General features: G+C 61.6%; 16 protein-coding genes, 3 tRNA genes and 1 pseudogene. 17 read left to right on the forward strand and 3 right to left on the reverse strand.

Annotation, left to right across the window (positions count from 1 at the left end; translation table 11 throughout):
* The 8 genes and pseudogenes from Q8Q80_RS19775 to Q8Q80_RS01810 all read left to right on the forward strand — a co-directional run.
* Nucleotides 1–306, forward strand: a pseudogene (locus Q8Q80_RS19775) (hypothetical protein); the annotation flags it as partial.
* On the forward strand, nucleotides 306–1,607 hold the full coding sequence (gene tig / locus Q8Q80_RS01780; RefSeq protein ID WP_305631289.1) for a trigger factor: 1,302 nt from the start codon (nucleotides 306–308) through the stop codon (nucleotides 1,605–1,607). The pseudogene Q8Q80_RS19775 and the gene tig, both read left to right, overlap by 1 nt.
* Nucleotides 1,608–1,704: 97 nt before the next feature.
* The gene (gene clpP, locus Q8Q80_RS01785) at nucleotides 1,705–2,322 is read left to right on the forward strand and encodes an ATP-dependent Clp endopeptidase proteolytic subunit ClpP (protein WP_305631290.1); all 618 of its coding nucleotides are present in this window, start codon (nucleotides 1,705–1,707) and stop codon (nucleotides 2,320–2,322) included.
* Between the two features lie 42 nt (nucleotides 2,323–2,364).
* Nucleotides 2,365–3,630 carry an ATP-dependent Clp protease ATP-binding subunit ClpX gene (gene clpX / locus Q8Q80_RS01790; protein WP_305631291.1) on the forward strand — a complete coding sequence of 422 codons (1,266 nt, stop codon included), beginning with the start codon at nucleotides 2,365–2,367 and terminating at the stop codon, nucleotides 3,628–3,630.
* A gap of 103 nt (nucleotides 3,631–3,733) precedes the next feature.
* Nucleotides 3,734–6,148, forward strand: a complete 2,415-nt coding sequence (gene lon, locus Q8Q80_RS01795) for an endopeptidase La (protein ID WP_305631292.1) — start codon at nucleotides 3,734–3,736, stop codon at nucleotides 6,146–6,148.
* Nucleotides 6,149–6,238: 90 nt separating this feature from the next.
* Nucleotides 6,239–6,314, forward strand: a tRNA-Val gene (locus tag Q8Q80_RS01800).
* A gap of 4 nt (nucleotides 6,315–6,318) precedes the next feature.
* Nucleotides 6,319–6,395 (forward strand) — tRNA-Asp (locus tag Q8Q80_RS01805).
* Nucleotides 6,396–6,473: 78 nt separating this feature from the next.
* Complete coding sequence (locus Q8Q80_RS01810; protein WP_305631293.1) at nucleotides 6,474–8,378, forward strand: SurA N-terminal domain-containing protein; 1,905 nt, start codon at nucleotides 6,474–6,476, stop codon at nucleotides 8,376–8,378.
* 60 nt (nucleotides 8,379–8,438) lie between these two features.
* On the opposite strand, the gene Q8Q80_RS01815 is transcribed toward Q8Q80_RS01810, so the two are convergent.
* On the reverse strand, nucleotides 8,439–9,074 hold the full coding sequence (locus Q8Q80_RS01815) for a TetR family transcriptional regulator (protein ID WP_305631294.1): 636 nt from the start codon (nucleotides 9,072–9,074) through the stop codon (nucleotides 8,439–8,441).
* A 173-nt stretch (nucleotides 9,075–9,247) separates the two neighbouring features.
* Between Q8Q80_RS01815 and lysM the strand changes: the two genes are divergently transcribed.
* Nucleotides 9,248–9,751 (forward strand): peptidoglycan-binding protein LysM, encoded by a 504-nt coding sequence (lysM, locus tag Q8Q80_RS01820; protein ID WP_305631295.1) that lies wholly within the window; start codon nucleotides 9,248–9,250, stop codon nucleotides 9,749–9,751.
* A 58-nt stretch (nucleotides 9,752–9,809) separates the two neighbouring features.
* On the opposite strand, the gene Q8Q80_RS01825 is transcribed toward lysM, so the two are convergent.
* Nucleotides 9,810–9,884, reverse strand: a tRNA-Val gene (locus tag Q8Q80_RS01825).
* 103 nt (nucleotides 9,885–9,987) lie between these two features.
* On the opposite strand from Q8Q80_RS01825, the gene gltX reads away from it, so the two are divergent.
* Both gltX and Q8Q80_RS01835 read left to right on the forward strand, forming a co-directional pair.
* Nucleotides 9,988–11,385: a glutamate--tRNA ligase gene (gene gltX, locus Q8Q80_RS01830; RefSeq protein WP_305631296.1), complete on the forward strand. Its 1,398-nt coding sequence runs from the start codon at nucleotides 9,988–9,990 to the stop codon at nucleotides 11,383–11,385.
* 271 nt (nucleotides 11,386–11,656) lie between these two features.
* Nucleotides 11,657–12,652, forward strand: coding sequence for a toll/interleukin-1 receptor domain-containing protein (locus tag Q8Q80_RS01835; protein ID WP_305631297.1), 996 nt, complete (start codon nucleotides 11,657–11,659; stop codon nucleotides 12,650–12,652).
* 102 nt (nucleotides 12,653–12,754) lie between these two features.
* Here the strand turns inward: Q8Q80_RS01835 and Q8Q80_RS01840 are convergent, their stop codons facing one another.
* Nucleotides 12,755–13,558, reverse strand: coding sequence for a glycine zipper 2TM domain-containing protein (locus tag Q8Q80_RS01840; protein ID WP_305631298.1), 804 nt, complete (start codon nucleotides 13,556–13,558; stop codon nucleotides 12,755–12,757).
* Between the two features lie 222 nt (nucleotides 13,559–13,780).
* Between Q8Q80_RS01840 and flhA the strand changes: the two genes are divergently transcribed.
* The 6 genes from flhA to Q8Q80_RS01870 are packed head-to-tail and all read left to right on the forward strand — an operon-like array spanning nucleotide 13,781 to nucleotide 20,649.
* The gene (flhA, locus tag Q8Q80_RS01845) at nucleotides 13,781–15,892 is read left to right on the forward strand and encodes a flagellar biosynthesis protein FlhA (protein WP_305631299.1); all 2,112 of its coding nucleotides are present in this window, start codon (nucleotides 13,781–13,783) and stop codon (nucleotides 15,890–15,892) included.
* Nucleotides 15,889–17,409 (forward strand): flagellar biosynthesis protein FlhF, encoded by a 1,521-nt coding sequence (gene flhF / locus Q8Q80_RS01850; RefSeq protein ID WP_305631300.1) that lies wholly within the window; start codon nucleotides 15,889–15,891, stop codon nucleotides 17,407–17,409. Before flhA ends, flhF begins: the two co-directional genes overlap by 4 nt.
* The gene (locus tag Q8Q80_RS01855) at nucleotides 17,402–18,280 is read left to right on the forward strand and encodes a hypothetical protein (RefSeq protein WP_305631301.1); all 879 of its coding nucleotides are present in this window, start codon (nucleotides 17,402–17,404) and stop codon (nucleotides 18,278–18,280) included. Before flhF ends, Q8Q80_RS01855 begins: the two co-directional genes overlap by 8 nt.
* A gap of 31 nt (nucleotides 18,281–18,311) precedes the next feature.
* Entirely contained in the window at nucleotides 18,312–19,028 is a 717-nt protein-coding gene (locus tag Q8Q80_RS01860) for an RNA polymerase sigma factor FliA (protein WP_069037965.1), read from the forward strand.
* A 22-nt stretch (nucleotides 19,029–19,050) separates the two neighbouring features.
* The gene (locus Q8Q80_RS01865; protein WP_305631302.1) at nucleotides 19,051–19,809 is read left to right on the forward strand and encodes a flagellar motor protein; all 759 of its coding nucleotides are present in this window, start codon (nucleotides 19,051–19,053) and stop codon (nucleotides 19,807–19,809) included.
* Between the two features lie 15 nt (nucleotides 19,810–19,824).
* On the forward strand, nucleotides 19,825–20,649 hold the full coding sequence (locus Q8Q80_RS01870; RefSeq protein WP_305631303.1) for a flagellar motor protein MotB: 825 nt from the start codon (nucleotides 19,825–19,827) through the stop codon (nucleotides 20,647–20,649).
* The last annotated feature ends 2 nt before the right edge of the window (nucleotides 20,650–20,651 follow it).

The raw sequence follows: 20,651 nt of genomic DNA on the forward strand, positions 1-20,651 counted from the left end.
TGTCCTCATGACAGCGTTCTCATGAATTCGACTCACGATGAGCGGGAATCGCCTCGCGCCTTCTCCGGTGTCGACCGTCTGTACGGACGAGGGGCGCTGGTTGCACTCGAGCGCGCAGCCATACTCGTCGTCGGCATCGGCATCGGCGGCGTCGGTTCGTGGGCAACTGAAGCGCTGGCACGAAACGGCGTCGGCCGCATCGCAGGACACCAACGGGGGGCTGTGCTATCCTCCAAGGCTATCCAAGGCTTCAATGCAGGTGCCTGTTTGCCTGTTTTTTTCAATCGATTCAAGGATATTGGCTGATGGCTCAGAGCACCTCTACGACAAACTCCCTCGAGCGGACAATCAATATGTCCGTTGTTGCCGCCGACGTCGAAAAAGATGTTGCCGCCCGACTCGTCAAGATGGCACGTACGATAAAGATGCCGGGTTTTCGTCCGGGAAAAGTTCCAATGAAGCTGGTGCAGCAACAATTTGCCGCCCAAGCACGCTCCGACGCCTTCACGGAAGCCGTTCAGATTCAGTTTGGTAATGTAGTACGCGAGCAAAAGCTTCGGGTGGCCGGTAATCCGAAGATCGAAGCTCTTGAGTCGGCCGTGCCCGGGCAAATTGCGTTCAGTGCGACTTTTCAAGTGTATCCGGACATCGAACTCGCAGATTTATCCGATGCAACTCTTGAACGGGCGGTGCTTCCCGTCGGTGATGGTGAAGTAGAGAAAACGATCGAGGTTCTCCGCAAGCAGCGCGTCACTTACTCCGCGGCCGCCAAGAAAGCAGCCAAGGAAGATCGTCTGACTATCGATTTTCGTGGGACCCAGGAAGGGGTGCCATTTGACGGTGGCGTTGCGGAGGATTTTCCGTTGGTGCTCGGTGCCGGATCGCTGTTGCCGGAATTTGAAGTGAGCCTAGAAGGCATGGCGCAAGGTGAATCCAAAACTTTCCCGCTTACATTTCCCGACGACTATCAGGTTAAAGATCTGGCTGGTAAGACCGTTCAGTTCGAAGTGACAATCAAAACCGTCGAAGCCCCGTTGCTGCCGGCAATAGACGAAGAATTTGCGAAATCGCTCGGTGTTCCCTCCGGGGATGTTTCGTTGCTCAAGGCTGATGTTCGCACAAATCTGGAGCGCGAAGTCAAGAAGCGCCTCCATGCCCGTGTCAAGAATGAGGTCATGAATCTGCTGCTCGAACAGCATACCTTTGATGTTCCGACTTCACTCTGTGAGCAGGAATCGCATCGGCTTGCCGAGGAGGCGTTGTCAAATCTCGCCTCGCGGGGAATGAACGTAAAGGACATTCCTGTCGAGCCGACATGGTTCCTTGCGCAAGCCGAACGGCGAGTACGCCTTGGTTTGCTTGTTGCGGAAGCGGTGAAGAAGCACGAACTCTACGCAAAACCGGAGCAGATCCGAGCCGTAGTTGAAGAACAGGCGCAAAGTTACGAGGATCCGGCTGATGTCGTCCGCTGGTACTACAGCGATACGCAACGCCTCGCTCAGGTCGAAGCGATGGTAGTTGAGGATAACGTGGTCGACTGGGTACTCGCGAAAGTCAAGACAACGCCGAAAACGGTCGAGTTCGACGAGTTGATGGCGTCTAACTGACCCGAATCGTTGAGCGATCTGTTGGCGATCCAGAGCACAGGCCGGTAACCAGATAAACTTGGAGTAGGCATACCTGCTTCAACAAGGAGTGAAACGAATGATGTCGGAAACCGTAGGCTTGGGCCTCGTGCCCATGGTCATCGAGCAAAGTGGGCGTGGCGAAAGGGCGTATGACATCTACTCGCGCCTGTTGCGCGAGCGAGTCATTTTTCTTGTCGGCCCGGTGAATGACTCGACTGCGAACGTGATTGTTGCGCAGTTGTTGTTTCTCGAATCTGAAAATCCCGACAAGGACATTTTCTTCTACATCAATTCACCTGGAGGGTCGGTCACCGCAGGGCTTTCGATTTACGACACGATGCAGTTCATCAAGCCTGCGGTGTCGACGCTGTGCATAGGACAGGCCGCCAGCATGGGGGCGTTCCTGTTGTCAGCGGGTGAAAAGGGCAAGCGTTTCTGTTTGCCGAACTCGCGCGTGATGATCCACCAACCGATGGGCGGCTTTCAGGGGCAGGCTTCGGACATCGAGATACATGCCCGTGAAATTTTGACCTTGCGATCCCGGCTGAACGCAATCATGGCGCATCACACCGGTCAGCCGATTGAAACCATTGAGCGGGACACCGATCGCGACAACTTCCTGTCAGCGGAACAGTCCCGTGATTACGGCATCATTGACAAGGTACTGACGACCCGCGCCGAAGGCACGACCTGATCCTTCACGCTATGCAGTGACTTTGAAGTCTGGAGTAGAGCCATGACCGAAAAAAAATCGGGACCCGAAAAACTGCTGTATTGCTCTTTTTGCGGAAAGAGCCAGCACGAAGTAAAAAAGCTCATCGCCGGGCCGTCGGTTTTCATTTGCGATGAATGCATCGACTTGTGTAACGACATCATTCGCGACGAAATCAGCAGCGAGCAGTCGGGTAAAGGTGCGCGCAGCGACCTGCCGTCTCCGAAAGAGATATGCGAGATACTTGACCAGTACGTGATTGGTCAATCCCCGGCAAAACGCATTTTGGCTGTTGCGGTATACAACCACTACAAGCGCCTGCGCCATATGTCGCGCAAGGACGAAATCGAATTGTCGAAGAGCAACATCCTGCTCGTCGGGCCGACGGGTTCGGGTAAGACGCTTCTTGCGCAAACGCTCGCCCGCCTTCTCAATGTGCCTTTCGTGATGGCAGATGCTACGACGCTGACCGAAGCCGGCTACGTCGGCGAGGACGTCGAGAACATCATTCAGAAGCTGCTGCAAAAGTGCGACTACGAAGTCGAACGGGCACAGCAGGGCATTGTCTATATCGACGAGATCGACAAGATTTCCAGGAAGTCCGACAACCCCTCGATCACCCGCGACGTGTCTGGCGAAGGTGTTCAGCAGGCGCTGCTGAAACTGATCGAGGGAACGGTGGCCAGCGTGCCGCCGCAGGGTGGTCGCAAACATCCCAACCAGGACTTCGTTCAGGTCGACACAACCAACATACTGTTTATCTGCGGCGGTGCTTTCGATGGTCTCGAAAAAGTGATCCGCAATCGCACCGAGCAGTTCGGTATCGGTTTCGGGGCCGAAGTAAAGAGTCGCGACAACCGAAATTCCGGGGAAGCTCTCCGCGATGTCGAGCCGGAGGATTTGATCAAGTTCGGTCTAATCCCCGAGTTTGTTGGGCGTCTGCCGGTTGTGGCGACGCTGCAGGAACTCGACGAAGAGGCGCTGATTCAGATACTGATTGAGCCCAAGAACGCATTGATCAAGCAGTATCAGAAGCTTTTCCAGATGGAAGGCGTAGAACTGGAAATCCGGCCAGCGGCGCTGCAGGCCATCGCCGGCAAGGCGCTGAAGCGGAAGACTGGGGCGCGCGGGCTGCGAAGTATCATCGAGTCAGCGTTGCTTGACACCATGTATGAACTGCCGGGGATCGATAACGTCACCAAAGTTGTCATTGATGAAGGTGTGATCGAAGGCGAAAGCAAGCCCATCATGCTGTTTGCAGACCAACCCAAAGTGTCAGGGTCGAACTGAAGCCCGCGAGCCGGAGTCGTGTAGCGCGGGTGCGCCTTCCAGGTGGCTTGATTCGGGCATTGCCGCCCCAATCTGCCTGACACTGTCGCGTTAAGGAATATCAATGTCCAGCCTCCAAACCGTCACGGAACAACTGGAGCTTCCACTCCTGCCGTTGAGGGATGTCGTCGTTTTCCCCCACATGGTCATCCCGCTTTTCGTGGGTCGTCCGAAGTCGATCAAGGCGCTGGAATCGGCGATGGAATCCGGCAAGAGCATCCTGCTTGTCGCCCAGAAGTCAGCCGCCAAGGACGATCCGAGTCCGGATGATCTTTACCGCATCGGCTGCGTCGCCAATATCCTGCAGATGTTGAAGCTGCCGGACGGCACCGTGAAGGTCCTTGTAGAAGGCACCCAGCGTGCGACCGTCGAAGACATTGTAGATATCAAGACGCTGTTCATGGCGAACATCACTACAGTTCCGGCCGTCGAGCAGACCTCGCACGAGATCGAGGCGATGCGCCGTGCGCTGATCGGCCAGTTCGACCAGTACGTCAAGTTGAACAAGAAGATCCCGCCGGAAATTCTGACGTCGCTGTCGAGCATTGAAGAAGCGGGGCGTCTTGCAGACACCGTCGCAGCACACCTGCCGCTGAAGCTCGAGCAGAAGCAGGACATACTCGAACTGTTCGGCACCGGGGAGCGAATTGAGCGTCTGCTGTCGCAGCTGGAAACAGAACTCGACATCCTGCAGGTTGAAAAGCGCATCCGCGGTCGCGTGAAGCGGCAAATGGAGAAGAGTCAGCGCGAGTACTACCTGAACGAGCAGGTGAAGGCTATCCAGAAGGAGTTGGGCGAGGGCGAGGACGGCGCAGATCTCGAAGAAATCGAGAAGAAAATCAAGGCCGCCGGCATGACAAAAGAAGCCATCGCCAAGGCGCAATCCGAACTGAAGAAGTTGAAGTTGATGTCGCCGATGTCGGCCGAAGCGACCGTCGTGCGTAATTTCATCGAAACGCTGGTTGGCCTGCCCTGGCGCAAGAAGTCACGCATTTTCAAGGATCTTGCCGAGGCGGAGAAGGTGCTTGACCGCGACCATTACGGACTGGAAAAGGTTAAGGAGCGCATTCTCGAGTATCTGGCTGTGCAGCAGCGCGTAGACAAGCTTAAGGCGCCCATTTTGTGTCTGGTCGGCCCTCCGGGTGTAGGCAAGACTTCGCTCGGCCAGTCGATCGCCAAGGCGACGAACCGCAAGTTCGTGCGCATGGCGCTCGGTGGTGTGCGTGATGAGGCGGAAATTCGTGGGCACCGCCGGACTTACATCGGTTCGATGCCCGGCAAGATATTGCAGAATATGACCAAGGTGGCGGTAAAGAACCCTCTTTTCCTGCTTGATGAAGTCGACAAGATGGGGCAGGACTTCCGCGGTGACCCATCATCGGCCTTGCTGGAAGTCCTTGACCCCGAACAGAATTCAACCTTCGTCGATCATTATGTCGAGGTCGAATACGACCTGTCGGACGTCATGTTCGTTGCGACGGCCAATACGCTGAACATTCCCGCACCTCTGCTCGATCGGATGGAAGTGATCCGCCTTTCGGGCTACACGGAGGATGAAAAGGTCAATATCAGCCAGCGCTATCTGGTTCCGAAACAGATCAAGAACAACGGTCTGAAGAAGGAAGAGATTTCGATCACTGAAGATGCCTTGCGCGACATCGTCCGCTACTACACACGGGAAGCCGGTGTGCGCGCACTTGAGCGCGAAGTGTCGAAGATCTGCCGCAAGGTCGTCAAAGGTCTGGTGCTCAAGAAGCGTTCGTCGAAGATCATCATCAATGCAAAGAACCTGGACAAGTTCCTCGGCGTCCGTCGCTATACCTTCGGCATAGCGGAAAAGGACAATCAGGTTGGTCAGGTGACGGGTCTGGCGTGGACGGAAGTTGGCGGCGAACTGCTGACGATCGAGGTCGCGACGATGCCGGGCAAGGGGGTCGTGCAGCGCACGGGTTCGCTTGGTGACGTGATGAAGGAATCGGTGGAGACTGCGCGCTCCGTCGTCCGCTCTCGCGCTCGTCGTTTGGGTATCAAGGACGAAGTATTCGAAAAGGTCGATCTTCACGTGCATTTCCCCGAAGGTGCGACGCCCAAGGACGGACCGTCCGCAGGCATCGCCATCACGACTGCGCTGGTGTCTGCTCTCAGCGGGATTCCCGTGCGGGCCGATGTAGCCATGACGGGTGAAATCACGCTGCGTGGTGAGGTACTGGGCATTGGCGGGCTGAAGGAAAAGCTGCTTGCTGCTGTCCGCGGTGGTATCCGTACAGCATTGATTCCGCACGAAAATGTGAAGGATCTTGCGGACATGCCCGATACGCTGAAAAACTCGATCGAAATCGTTTCGGTCAGGTGGATCGACGAGGTGCTCGAACGTGCGCTGGAGCGCAAGCCCGACGCGCTGCCGGACGCCGATCCCGCGGCACCGATTGCCAAAGTCGAGGACGCCGCGGTTGCCGCCGCTACGGTCATCACTCACTGACAGTCCGCACCACTACAGCCCGCGACACCTCTTGTGAGGTATCATCGCGGGCTGTTTTTCGCAGTGCCCGAAGCTCGCGCAGGAATCGGCGGGTGCTTAGCTCAGTTGGTAGAGCGTCGCCCTTACAAGGCGAATGTCGGCGGTTCGAGCCCGTCAGCACCCACCAGAACGGAGTGGTAGTTCAGTTGGTTAGAATACCGGCCTGTCACGCCGGGGGTCGCGGGTTCGAGTCCCGTCCACTCCGCCAAAACTGACAGCGGGCGAACCTGGGTTCGCCTTTTTCATTTTTCGCGCCTGCTGTACGCAGGCCCCGCGAAAGGTCTTTATGTTTGATGCGGTTCGCAACAACAAGCGCGTCGTCCAGGGTGTCCTGTTGCTGATGATCCTGCCGTTCGCGTTCTTCGGCGTCGAATCCTATGTAAACAGCGACGTGCAGCGTGAAGATGCCGCGGTTGTCGGCGGTGCGAAGATTGCGCAGGAGGAATTCACGGCGGCCTTGCGCGACCAGCAGGACAGGTTGCGCGAAATGATGGGCGAGGAATTTGACCCGAAGATCATGGAACGTGCAGAGGTGCGCCGCCAGGCGCTTGATGGTCTGGTGAGCCAGCGCTTGCTGATCCAGGAAGCACAGCGCACAAACCTGACCGTACCCGATGCACGCATGAGCCAGATCATCGCCGCGATTCCCGGTTTTCAGGTTGATGGCAAATTTTCCGAGGCGCGTTTTGACCAGGTTGCGCAGTCGCAGGGGTACAGCCGCGACGGGCTGCTGGCTCGCATCCGTCAGGATCTTTTGATTCGCCAGCTTTATGCCGGGATTGCCGGAAGTTCGTTCGTTCCCGCATCGCTCGCGAAGCGCTGGGCGCAAATGCAGCAGGAACAGCGCGAAGTCAGCGAGGCGGTGATCACGCCGTTCGAGTTCATCGAGCAGATCGCGATCACACCTGAGCAGGTGCGCGAGTATTACGACGAGAACCTGAAGCAGTTCGAGGTCCCCGAACAGGTCAAGGTGGAATATCTGACGCTGAGCGAAGCCGCGCTCGCCGCAACGATGGACGTGAGCGAAGAAGACATCCGGAAAACCTACGAAGCGGATCAGTCGCGCTACATGCAGGGCGAAGAACGCAAGGCCAGTCACATCCTGTTGACGATCGACGCATCGGCCAGCCCGGAGGAGCGCGCCGCGGTTCGCACCAAGGCCGAGGCGCTGCTCAAGACGCTGCGCGCCGATCCGTCAAAGTTCGCCGAATTGGCAAAGGAGAACTCGCAGGATCCCGGCTCGAAGGACGCGGGTGGCGATCTGGGCTATTTCGGACGTGGAACGATGGTGAAGCCATTCGAAGATGCCGTGTTCGCGCTCAAGCCGGGCCAGATCAGCGGTGTCATCGATTCGGATTTCGGCGTGCACATCATTCAGCTCACCGAAGTCCGTGGCGGGCAGGGTAAGACGCTGGACGAGGCGCGGGCGGAAATTGCCGACGAACTGAAGAAGCAGTCGGCGCGCCGTAAATTTGCCGAACTGGCCGAAGTATTCAGCAACACGGTGTATGAGCAGGCTGATTCACTGGCACCGGCCGCTGAAAAGCTCGGCCTCCAGGTGAAAACCAGCCCGTTGATTCCCAAAGGCTTCCTGATGCCCGCACCGTTCGACAATGAAAAATTGCGTGACGCAATTTTCTCGGAAGACGCAGTAAAGAACCGCCGAAACACACAGGCGATCGAAACGGCTTCCAATACGCTGGTATCCGCGCGTGTCATCGAGCAACTGCCGGCTTCAGTCAAACCGTTCGAAGACGTGCAGGCGGAAATTGAAAAGCAGCTTGGTCTTGCGGCCGGAGAAAAGATGGCGCGCGAGCGTGGCGAGGCCGCCATCGCCAAATTGAAGGCGGGAGAAAATGCGCCGTTGAACTGGTCGCCGCCGCAGGATGTGTCGCGCGCACAGGCGCAGGGACCGGCTGCGGAGATGGTGCGTGCCATCTTCAATGCGCCTGCCGACGCGCTGCCGGCCTATCTTGGATTCCCGATGGGTAACGGAGGCTATGCGGTGTTCCGCATAAGCGCAGTGAAGCAGCCGAAGGAAGCGCTGGACCCGCAGCGCATCGAGGCGATCAAGGCCCAACTCGACCAGACCGTTTCGCAGGATGACTTTGCCGCCTATCTGGGCTCGCTGCGCCAGCGTTATCCGGTCACCATCAACAGCAAGGTGATCGAAGCGGTGAAGCAGCAGTAGCCATGGTGCACACGCACAAAAAAGGCCGCCTTGAAGGCGGCCTTTTTTGTGCGTGCATCGTCAGCCTGCCGGATCCGGCACCGGTGCGTTGCGCAGGCCAACCAAAAAGGTATCTACCAGCCATGGCGCGGACTTCTGCAGGTCGAAGTCGCGCCGTTCGATCCAGCTGCGCATCAGCCCGCCAATGAAAGCGTGCATCGCCTCCGCAGTTTCCCGTGGTGGAAGGTGCAGGGGCAATTGCCCGATGCGCACCGCCGCGCCGAAGACAACTTCGAGCATATCGATGCAGCGGCTGTGGGTTTCGAGTTCGCGGCTGCGCAGGCGGTCAAAATCCGGCCCGCCATCCAGCTTGCAGAACTTGATTTCAAAAACTGCCTGAACGCGTTCGCAGTCAGTCAGCATGCGCAGCACGCGGATCGCGTCATTGCGCAAAAAGCCGAGCGGATCAGTGCCTGGATCGGCTGCGAGGTCGCCGAGCATGGCCTGCATCGGCGTTGTGACGCGCTCGCACACCGCCTCGAAAATGTCCGCCTTGTTTTCGAAGTGCCAGTACACCGCACCACGCGTATGCCCTGCGTTTTTTGCGATGTCGTCCAACGTGGTGCCCGCAACCCCCTTTTCACGAAAGCAGCGTTCTGCGGCATCAAGAAGCTGCAACCTCGTTGCTTCAGCTTCTTCTTTGGTGCGTCGGACCATATGAGGCAATCTTTTTTACAAACAAGCTTGAATGTATATAAGTACGCGCGACGCGTCAAACGCGCCTGTGGCGACCGTGCATCTATCCTACGCCAGAGGTTTCCATGGCCTGCTTTGTGGCTCGGCTATCATGAAGCCGCCACAACATCGTCACTACACCACAGGAGCACGACATGGGATTGCTGAATTTTCTTAAAGATGCGGGCGAAAAGCTCTTCGGTTCCGGTGAGGCCAAAGCTGCAACCGAACAGGTCAAGGCGGCTCCAACACCGGAAAACCGCGCGAAACTCGACCGCGCCGCCGGTGACGCCATCAAGACGTATATCGAAAAGCTGGGCTTGTCGGCCACAGCGCTCGACGTGTCCTTTGACGGCAGTACCTCAACGTGCACGGTCTCGGGAACCTGCGCCGATCAGGCGACGCGCGAGCGCATCGTGCTGTCGGCCGGCAATGTAGCCGGCGTGTCCTCGGTGCAGGATCAGCTCAATGTGCTCAACCTCGAACCGGAAGCGCAATATCACGACGTGAAGTCAGGCGACAACCTGTCGAAGATCGCCAAGACCTATTACGGCGACGCCAACAAGTACCCGCTGATCTTCGAAGCCAACCGACCGATGTTGTCGCATCCGGACAAGATCTATCCCGGGCAGAAGCTGCGTATTCCGCCCAAGCCCTGATCATCCTCACACCCGCAAGGCAAAAAAAAGCCCGAACCTTGGTTCGGGCTTTCAAGATTGGTGGGCAGTACTGGGATCGAACCAGTGACCCCCGCCGTGTGAAGGCGGTGCTCTACCGCTGAGCTAACTGCCCTGCATTCGTGACAGGGCGCGAATACTAGCGGTTAAGCGAAGTGCCGTCAAATGGCCGCTGCGCTGGCGGTACAATCGCGCGCTCCTCTTTCGCAGGCATTGCCATGACTCAAGTTGTCCGTACGCGATTTGCGCCGAGTCCGACCGGTTACCTCCACATCGGCGGCGCGCGCACGGCGCTGTTTTCCTGGGCGTACGCCCGTCATCACGGCGGACAGTTCGTGCTGCGAATCGAAGATACCGATGTGGCGCGTTCCACACCAGAGGCGGTGCAGGCGATCATCGACGGCATGAACTGGCTAGACCTCGGGCATGACGAGGGGCCGTTCTTCCAGATGCAGCGAATGGACCGCTACAAGCAGGTCATTGCGCAACTGCTGGAGCAGGGCCATGCCTACCGCTGCTACACCACGCAGGAAGAACTCGACGCGCTGCGCGAACAGCAGCGAGCCAGCAACGAAAAGCCTCGCTACGACGGCCGCTGGCGTCCGGGGCCCGGCCGCACGCTGCCGGAGCCGCCAGTGGGGGTCGAGCCGGTTATCCGCTTCTGCAATCCCGTCACCGGTGTGGTGGCATGGGACGACCAGGTCAAGGGTCGTATTGCGATCGCCAATGATGAGCTGGACGACCTCATCATCGCGCGCGCCGACGGTACGCCGACCTACAACTTCTGTGTCTGCGTGGACGACTGGGACATGGGAATTACCCATGTCATCCGGGGCGACGATCATGTCAATAACACGCCGCGCCAGATCAACATCCTGCGCGCGCTGGGCGCTGCCGTGCCGCAGTACGCCCACCTGTCGATGATCCTCGGCGACGATGGCCAGAAGCTGTCGAAACGGCACGGTGCGGTCAGCGTGATGCAGTACGACGAAGACGGCTATCTGCCCGAAGCGGTCATCAACTACCTTGCGCGGCTGGGTTGGAGCCATGGCGATGACGAAATCTTTTCGCGCGAACAGTTTGTCGGGTGGTTCGACCTCGACCACATCACTCCGTCGGCAGCACAGTTCAACACCGACAAACTGCGCTGGCTGAATGCGCACTATCTGAAGCTGGCGGACAACAGTCGGCTCGCCGCCGATGTGGCGAGCCGACTGGCGCGTCGCGGTGTCGATCCGGAAGCCGGTCCGCAGCTCGAACCACTGATCGCGCTGTACAAGGACCGCGCAGCCACCCTGGTCGAGCTGACCGACGCGCTCGAAGCCTTCTACATCGACCTTCACGTGTCGCCCGACATGCTGGCGCAGCACGTGACCGATCCGGCGCGCGACGCGTTGCGCAGGCTGGCGGCACGTCTGGAAAGTGTGCCGTGGGACAAGGCGGCACTGTCGGCAGCGATCAAGGAAACGTGCACCGAGAGCGGCATGAAGATGCCGCAGGTGGCGATCCCGCTGCGCGTGGCGCTGATCGGCCAGCCGCAGACGCCGTCGATCGATGCCGTGCTGGAGGCGTTTGGCCGCGAGCGGGTTCTGGCCCGGCTCGCGCGTGTCTGCTGACCCGGAGCGACCCGAACCTGTCAGGTCCACCCCTGCGGTCGTGTTCGGTTCGGTGACGGCACAAGGTTGACCGGCCGGGTCTGTCCGTCGACACAGCCGGCCCAGATTCCGTCGTACGCCTTGGCGGTGTCGTGCGCGTGAAGACGCAGCCTGCATTCGTGATCCGACGGCAGGCGAACACCGGCCTGATGGCTGACTGTTGCAGGTGTTGTTCCGGGCATACACTCGTTGTTGTGTCAGATCTCCGCCGTGGCGGCGCCCGGCTCCCCGTATGAACCGGATATTCATCAGCTACCGCAGTGCCGACGGCACCAAGGACGCGAGCCGTCTTGCTGACGACCTGGGCGACGTTTTCGGCGCCGAGCAGGTCTTTCTCGACCGGCATGACCTGCGTGGCGGAGGTAGCTGGCGTGAAGCGATCGACAGCGCCATCGGCGACCGGCCCATCGTGCTGCTGTTGATCACGCCTGCCTTCTTTGGCGCACGTCATGATGGCGGACGGCTGAGAATCGATGACGCGGACGATCCGGTGCGCGGCGAGATACAGTCGGCGATCGCTGTCGGCGCGACCCTGATGCCGCTGCGCGTCGATGGCACGCCGATGCCTTCCGCCGACAGCCTGCCCGGACCCTTGCACAGCGTCACCGAATGGCACGCGCTGCCGCTGCGCACCGATGACTGGTCGAGCGTCGATTTGCCGCGCATCGTCGCTGACATCGAACAACTCGGTGTGCCGCGTGCGGGAGCAAAGGCGGTCGCTGGAACAACAGAGAGGCGTCGCCTGGTCTTGAGTTCGTGTATCGCACTCGCAGCCGTTGTGGGAGCCGGCGTGCTGCTACGTTCCGGCTATCCACCTGCCGAGGCACCCGCGCCTGTGTCAGCCCCCGTGCCGAACACGCTGGACGGCGACTGGCTGCTGATTTCCGCCGACGGCCAGCGCACACCGGCGCATCTGCGCCAGCGCGGCGATGAAATCGAATTGCGATCCGAACCGGTGCGTATCGACAGTCGTCCGGAGTGGGCGACCTACATCGCATCGTTGGCAGCCGATGGCACGCAGCTCACCCATGTGCGCTACACCGCGCGCGGCGAGCTTTTTGGCGACGAGCTCGACATGGCGCTGATGCTGATCAGTGGCGACGGCAGCTTCGAAGTGGCCGGTGGCAATCTGCATGTGCGAAAGTCAGCCGACGCGCGAATCCTGGATGGCAAGGTGTCGCTGAATACAGGTGATGAAGAAGTGGTGCGTCTTGAGCGCGTACGCTGACGCCCGAAGAGCAACAAGAAAAATGAAAAAAAAGGGCACCCCTGAGGTGCCCGGAAAAACATCCTCACGGAGAGAGAGGACGAGGAATCCTGAAATGACTCGCTAGTCGCCCCGGACAAGGTTCCCGTTCTGCAGCTTCACCTTGTCGCCGACATGCCAGCCCGGCGCGGCGTCCAGCGTGACCGTACGATAATCACCGTTGTTCATGCGCACCCCCACTTCGTGCCGGGTCGTCTTGCGCTGTGTCTTCTCGATCTGGTGCCCGGCGTAAGCGCCGCCGGCGATGCCGATGATCGTGGCCACCGTGCGGCCGCTGCCCTTGCCGACGTTGTTGCCGAGCAGGCCGCCCACCACGCCACCGGCCGCGGCGCCCAGACCGCTCGGATCGGCCGCCGCCTGTACTTCGCGAATTGACTCGACGATGCCGCAGTCTATACACAGTGGCGCCGGCGCTGACCGGTAATCGTTCTCAATACGGTACGAATCCGCGCGCGACGCGTCGATCGGTCGTTCGATGTCACGTGGCGGTGCCGCCGTGATGTCGATGCCCGGATCGTAGGTCCGGTCTGCCACGCGCACCGGGCGCGCGTCGGCATACTGCGTCGGCTCGGCCTTTTTCGGCGGTACCGCCTTCGCGACCGGCCTGTCAGCGGCCATCGCCTTGGGAGGTGCGTGCGTGACGACAGGTGCTTCTGCGATCGGTGAAACCGGTGTCACCGCCGTCGCAGCCAGTGAATCGATGCTGGCCGCGGCGACCACCTGAGCCGATGCCGGCGCGGGCGAGCGTTCGAGCATCCCGGTCATCGACGCGATGCCGACCGCACTGAAGGCGGTGATCGACAGCGCAGCCACCCACAGCGCCGGGTGCAGCGAACGGGTCGAAGTAGTGCGGACCAGTGTGTTCATCGTGTTCTCCTGTGGGTGCAGCGCGTGAACGCCAGTAACGCATGCCCGAGTAAATGAAAGCGACCCCTGTTTGTAAGGATCCATTTCCGGAGCGAATCCGCCGCCCGCGCGCGCAAGCGCAGGGCTCCGGTCAGGACATGGCGTTTCAGTCGCGCCAATAGCCGGGGAAAACCCCGCTTCTTTCCGGGGTTCGAGAGGGGCCCGGTGCGTTGAAATACTGCCATGGCTTCTTCCCTCTCGCTCCGGCAGGCAATCGGTACACCAAACATCCAGCAACTGGCTGCGCCGATACTGATCATCCTCATCCTGTCGATGATGGTGCTGCCGCTGCCCACCTTCCTGCTGGACGTGTTCTTCACCTTCAACATCGCGCTGTCCGTGATGGTGATGCTGGTGGCGCTCTACACCACGCGCGCACTCGATTTTTCGGTTTTCCCGACCGTCCTGCTTGTCACCACGCTGCTGCGGCTGTCGCTGAACGTCGCATCCACCCGCGTCGTGCTGCTGGAAGGCCACACCGGGCCGGATGCCGCAGGCAAGGTGATCGAAGCGTTCGGTCACTTCCTGGTCGGCGGCAACTACGCGGTCGGCATCATCGTGTTCATCATCCTGACCGTCATCAATTTCGTGGTTGTGACCAAAGGCGCCGGGCGCATCGCCGAAGTCGGCGCGCGCTTCACGCTGGACGCGATGCCCGGCAAGCAGATGGCGATCGACGCCGACCTCAACGCCGGCCTGATCGGCGAGGACGAAGCGCGCCGCCGGCGCAAGGAAATTGCCGACGAGGCCGATTTCTACGGCTCGATGGACGGCGCCTCGAAGTTCGTCCGCGGCGACGCGGTCGCCGGCATCATGATCCTGCTCATCAACGTGATCGGCGGCCTGCTGATCGGCGTCATGGACCACGACATGAGCGCCGGCGAAGCTGCCAAGGCCTACGTGCTGCTGACCATCGGCGACGGCCTGGTGGCACAGATTCCGGCGCTGATCATTTCAATCGCTGCAGGTCTGGTGGTGTCGCGCGTCGGCAGTGGCGAGGACGTCGGCGGTCAGGTCATCGGTCAGCTGTTCGGCGACCCGCGCGTACTGGCGATTTCGGCCGGCATCCTCGGTCTGATGGGCATGATCCCGGGCATGCCCAACTTCGTTTTCCTGCTGCTCGCATCGGTGCTGGGCTATCTGGCGTGGCGTGGCGCGAATGCCCAGGCACAACCGAAGGCGAAGGAGGCCGCTGAGCAGGCGGCTGCGGCGCAGGCTGCCGAAGGCGCCAATGTGGTGATGCCCGAGTCGCAGGAAGCGGCGTGGAGCGACGTGGTGCCGGTCGATACGCTGGGTCTCGAAGTGGGTTACCGCCTGATTCCGCTGGTCGATCGCGGACAGGACGGCGAACTGCTGAAGCGCATCCGTGGCCTGCGCAAGAAATTCGCGGCCGAAATCGGTTTCCTGACCGCGCCGGTGCACATCCGCGACAACCTCGAACTCAAGCCCAACGGCTACCGCATTACGCTCAAAGGCGTCGATGTCGGCAGCGGCGATGCCTACCCGGGCAGCCTGATGGCGATCAACCCTGGCCGGGTGGCCGGTGCGCTGCCCGGCCGCGAAGCGAAGGATCCGGCGTTCGGCCTGCCGGCGGTGTGGATCGAACAGGGCCTGCGCGAACAGGCGCACGCGCTGGGCTACACCGTCGTCGATGCCGCCACCGTCGTCGCCACCCACCTGAACCACCTCATTCTGAGCCATGCCGCCGAACTGCTTGGCCGGCAGGAAGTGCAGGCGCTGCTCGACCACGTCGGCAAGGATCAGCCGCGCCTGATCGAAGATCTGGTGCCCAAGGCGCTGCCGCTCGGCACCGTTCAGCGTGTGCTGCAGAGTCTGCTGGAAGAGGGCGTAGCCATTCGCGACATGCGTTCCATCATCGAAACGCTGGCCGACTACGCAGCGCGCACCCAGGACACGCTGGAACTGACATCCCGTGTCCGCGTGGCGCTGGGTCGCGCCATCGTGCAGCAGCTGTTCCCCGGCAACGCTGACGTACAGGTCATGGTGCTCGATCCGGGCCTCGAACGCCTGCTCGGTCAGGCGCTGGGTGCCGGCGGTGACGGGTCTGTCATCGAACCGGGTCTGGCCGATACGCTGATGCATGAAGTCGCACGCAGCGCACAGCAACAGGAAGAAATGGGTCTGCCGGCCGTACTGCTGGTGCCGGCGCCGCTGCGCTGGCTGCTGTCACGCTTCCTGCGCCGCGCGGTACCGAGTCTGAAAGTTGTTGCCAATTCCGAAGTTCCTGAAACACGCACCATCAAAGTGACCTCTGTCATCGGAGTCAAATCATGACGCCTCGCAAATATCTCGCAGCCAGTGCGCGCGACGCACTTCGTCGCATCAAGGAAGAGCTCGGCCCGGACGCCATCGTTCTGTCCAACCGACCGGTCGAAGGCGGGGTGGAAATTCTTGCGCTGCCGGCCAACGCACTCGACGCGATGACGGCGGCGGCCAGAAAGCCGGCACCGAAGGCGAAACCGGTCGCCATGGCGCCGCAAGCCGATGACGAGGACTTCCAGCTCACGCTGTCGAGCAGTGTCGCCGCACGCAGCGCCGCGCCAAGCGCCGCCCGGGTGGCTGCAGCAAGTACCGAGGTGCGCGCACCGAAGCCCTGGCAGCCGTACAAACCCCGTCCGGCCACGCCGAGCGAGCTGCGCGACATGGCTTATGGCCGTGACATCCCGGCCGCCAACACCCGCATGGAACAGGTGCGGCCCGACGCTGCGCCGGCCGATCCGGTGCAGCTCGGCGCCCACGCCGAAGTTGCCCAGCGTCGTTCGACCTCAGAAGCCGCTCCGGCGCCGCAACGCGCGACCGTGCCGGTGGCCGACCGGGCGCCCGAAATCGACGGTGCGCTGCGCGCCGAACTGGGCAGCATCCGCCGCATGCTCGAACAGCAGCTCGCCGGTTTCGCCTGGGGTGAAATGTCGCGCACATCGCCGCTCAACGCTACGCTCGCCGCCGAAATGCTGGAATCCGGCTTCAGCGCGACCACCACCTACCGGCTGCTCGACCAGCTGGGCGCCTCCGACTCGCTGGCCGCCGCGCGCAACGAACTGCGCACGCTGATCGGCCGCGACCTGATCACGCTCAATTCCGACGCCGACATCATCGACCGCGGCGGCGTGTATGCGCTGGTCGGCCCGACCGGTGTCGGCAAGACCACGACCACCGCCAAGCTGGCCGCGCGTTGCGTGGTGCGGCACGGTGCCGACAAGGTGGCGCTGCTGACCACCGACGGCTACCGGATCGGCGCCCACGAGCAACTGCGCATCTACGGTCGCATCCTCGGTGTGCCGGTGCATGCGGTGCGCGATGGCTCCGACCTGCGCCGCATGCTGGTCGAACTGCGCGACAAGCACATGGTGCTGATCGACACCGTCGGCATGAGCCAGCGCGACCAGGCGGTGACCGAACAGATCGCCATGCTGTCGTCCAGCGGCGATGTGCGCCGCCTGCTGCTGCTCAATGCGGTGGCCCGTGCCGATGCGCTCGACGATGTGGTGCGCGCCTATTCAGCGCCGAATGGCGGGGCCGACCTGGCGGGTGCCATCATCAGCAAGGTCGATGAGTCGGTCACGCTCGGGCCGGTGCTCGACGTGCTGATGCGCCACCAGCTGCCGCTGTTCTACGTTGCCAACGGTCAGCGCGTGCCGGAAGACCTGCACCTGCCCAATCGCGCCTACCTGCTGCATCGCGCACTGCGTGCGGCCGGTGAGGATTCGCCGCAGCACCTGTCGACACAGGACGCCGGACTGGTCATGGCGTCATCGCGTCGCACCGCACGCAGCGAGGTGAGCCGTGGCTGATTCGATGAAGGACCAGGCCGCCGGGCTGCGCGCCATGTTCCGCCGCTACCCGTCCCAGCGCATCAGCGTTGCAGGCGCCATGGCCGGCGTCGGTGCGACCTCGGTGGTACTGGGCGCCGCCATCGAAGCGGCGCGCAGCGGCCTGCGCGTCACCGTCATCGACGAACATCAGGGGCTGGGTTCGGCGACCGCCCGGCTGGGGCTGACATCGCGGCTCGACCTGTTGCAGGCGATCAACCGCGATGCACCGCTGGCGTCCGTACCGCTGCTTTCGCAACACGGCGTATCGGTGGTGCCGGCGGCGCGGCTTGCGCAGAACTCGAGGCAGTTGAACCGGCTGCAACTCGAGGCGCTGGACGAAGCATTGATTGAACTGACCCGCGAAACCGAACTGCTGATCGTCGATTGCTCGCTCGAGGAATCGCAACTGTCGGCACTGGCCCGGCGCGCCGACCGTCTGGCCGTCGTGACGGCCGCATCCGGTGTCAGCATCACCGCTGCCTATGCACTGATCAAGCGTCATCTGACCGGCAATGCGCCGCTGTCGGCCGGGGCCGTGCGCCCGGTTCATGTCGGTGTCAGCCGCGCGCGTTCGGTGTCGGACGCCCGTCAGGCCTTCGCCAGCCTGAACGGCGTGGTGAGCGAACATCTGGGCAGCGCGCTGCATTGGCTGGGTTGCCTGCCTGCCGGCTATCAGCGGCCGAATTTTGTCGTGGCGGGTGACGATGCCCTCAAGATCGGACGTGATCTTGCCGAAAAGCTCTTCGTGACCCGCGAGACGGAAAAACCCGGTATGTTGCTGCCGCATAACGATACCCAGTCCGGCGATCCGGCCGGACTGCCAGACGGGCTGTCGGCCCGCGTAGCCTGATCGCGCAGCCGGCCGAAGCAGAGGAAGACCTATGTATACCGCATCCGGAACACTGGACCGCGACCAGCTCGCCAAGCATTATGCGCCGCTGGTCAAGCGCATCGCCTACCACCTGATGGCCAAGTTGCCGGCCAGCGTGCAGGTCGAAGACATCATCCAGAACGGCATGCTCGGGCTGCTTGATGCGATGAACCGCTACGAAGAAGGCCTGGGCGCGCAATTCGAAACCTATGCCGTGCAGCGCATCCGCGGTGCCATGCTCGACGGCCTGCGCGAAAACGACTGGCTGCCGCGCAGCCTGCGGCGCGACATGCGCCGCATCGAAACCGCCATCACCACGCTGGAGCAGGCCAAGGGCCGTCAGCCGACCGAAGGCGAACTGGCCGAATCGCTCGGCATGCCGCTGGGCGAGTACCAGAAGATGCTGCAGGAGGCGCGTGGCTATCAGCTCGTCTATTTCGAGGATTTCACCAACGGTGACGACGATGACTATCTGGATCGTCACAGCGTCGGCACCGAAGATCTCGATCCGCTGGCCCGGTTGCTCGACAAGAACATGCGCGATGTACTGGTGCGCGCCATCGGCGACCTGCCGGATCGCGAAAAGACCGTCATGGGGTTGTACTACGAAGAAGACCTGAACCTGCGCGAGATCGGCGAAATCCTCGGGGTTTCGGAATCGCGCGTTTGCCAGTTGCACAGCCAGGCCATCGCGCGCCTGCGCAGTCGCATCTCGGCGCGCACCTGAGCGCGCGCCGGCCCGATATCCCATGCGTGTCGATCGTCTCAGCATCGTCGGTCTGGCTCTGGGCATCGCCGCCATCATGGCGGGCCAGGTGCTCGAAGGGGGCAGCCTGTCATCGCTGTTCCAGCCGGCCGCGCTGGTCATCGTTCTCGGGGGCACGCTGGGCGCGACCATGCTGCAGACCCGCTTTCCCATTTTCATGCGCGGCATGCGCATGGGTGGCTGGGCTTTTTCTGCGCCGGCAGCGCTACCCGACGACATGATCCGCAAACTGGTCGGCTGGGCCACGCTGTCGCGACGCGAAGGCATTCTGGTGCTGGAAAAGCACATCGGCAAAGAACCTGACCCGTTTTTCCGCAAGGGCATTCAGCTGCTGGTCGACGGCGCCGATTCGGAACGCCTGCGCGAAGTCATGGAGGTCGAGATCACCACCTACGAAACCACGTTGCGACAGGCGGCGCGTGTGTGGGACGCCGCGGCTGGCTACGCACCGACGATAGGCATTCTGGGCGCGGTGCTGGGTCTGATCCACGTGATGGAGAACCTGGGCGATCCGGCCCGGCTCGGTGCGGGCATCGCCACCGCCTTCGTGGCGACGATCTACGGTGTCGGCAGCGCGAACCTGATCTTCCTGCCGATCGGGCGCAAGCTCCAGATGCATGTCACCCAGCTGATCAGCCTGCGCGAAATGTTCGTCGACGGTCTGGCCGGCATCGCCAACGGCGACAACCCGCGCATCATCGAAAGCCGCTTGCTCGGCTACGTCGCGCCGGTACCCGGTTGAGTGCGCAGGCGAACCGTGAGGAAGCGTCGCTATGTGCCCGATTCCGACGAGAACCACGATCGGTGGCTTATTTCGTATGCCGATCTGGTGACCCTGCTGTTTGCGTTCTTTGTCGTGATGTACGCGATCTCGCAGGTCAATGACGGCAAGTACCGCACGCTGAGCCAGTCTTTGAACAGCGCGTTCGCGGCGCGCGAGGGCGTGCGGCTGATCGAACTGCCGACAACCGATCAGAGTGCCCGCATGCAGATCGAGATCGATGAACTGCGTGCCCATCGCGCTGCGCAGAAAGCGCAGGAACAGCGCGAGCGTGCGGACAAGGCAGCGAAGGACATCCAGCAGGCGCTGTCGGCGCTCACCCGTGAAGGGCAGGCCAGCGTCACCCAGGGCGCGCTGGGCATCACGGTGGATCTCGACGCGAAATTCCTGTTCGGCCCGGGTGAAAGCGTGCTCGAGCCGGCAGCGCAGGACATCATCGGCGCGATCGCGCGCGTGTTGCTCTACACCGACTTCCCGCTGGTGATCGAAGGCCATACCGACAATGTCCCGGCCGGCGGCAGGCTGGGATCCAACTGGGAACTGTCAGCGCTTCGTGCAGGCGCTGTGACGCGGGTCTTCGCCGACGAAGGCATCCTGTCGACCCGACTGACCGCCGCCGGTCTGGCCGACCAGCGGCCCCTGGCCGACAATGCGACCGAAGACGGGCGGGCGAAGAACCGCCGGGTGTCGATCCGCATCGAAACCTACTCGACCGAGCGCGTCAGAGCGCCGGGTCAGACGCCATCCGGGCCGGCCGACGTACCCGAAGGCAGTCTGGGATCGAGTTTCCCGAAACTGTAGCG

The organism is Methyloversatilis sp., from assembly GCF_030698125.1.
Taxonomy (GTDB): Bacteria; Pseudomonadota; Gammaproteobacteria; order Burkholderiales; family Rhodocyclaceae; genus Methyloversatilis.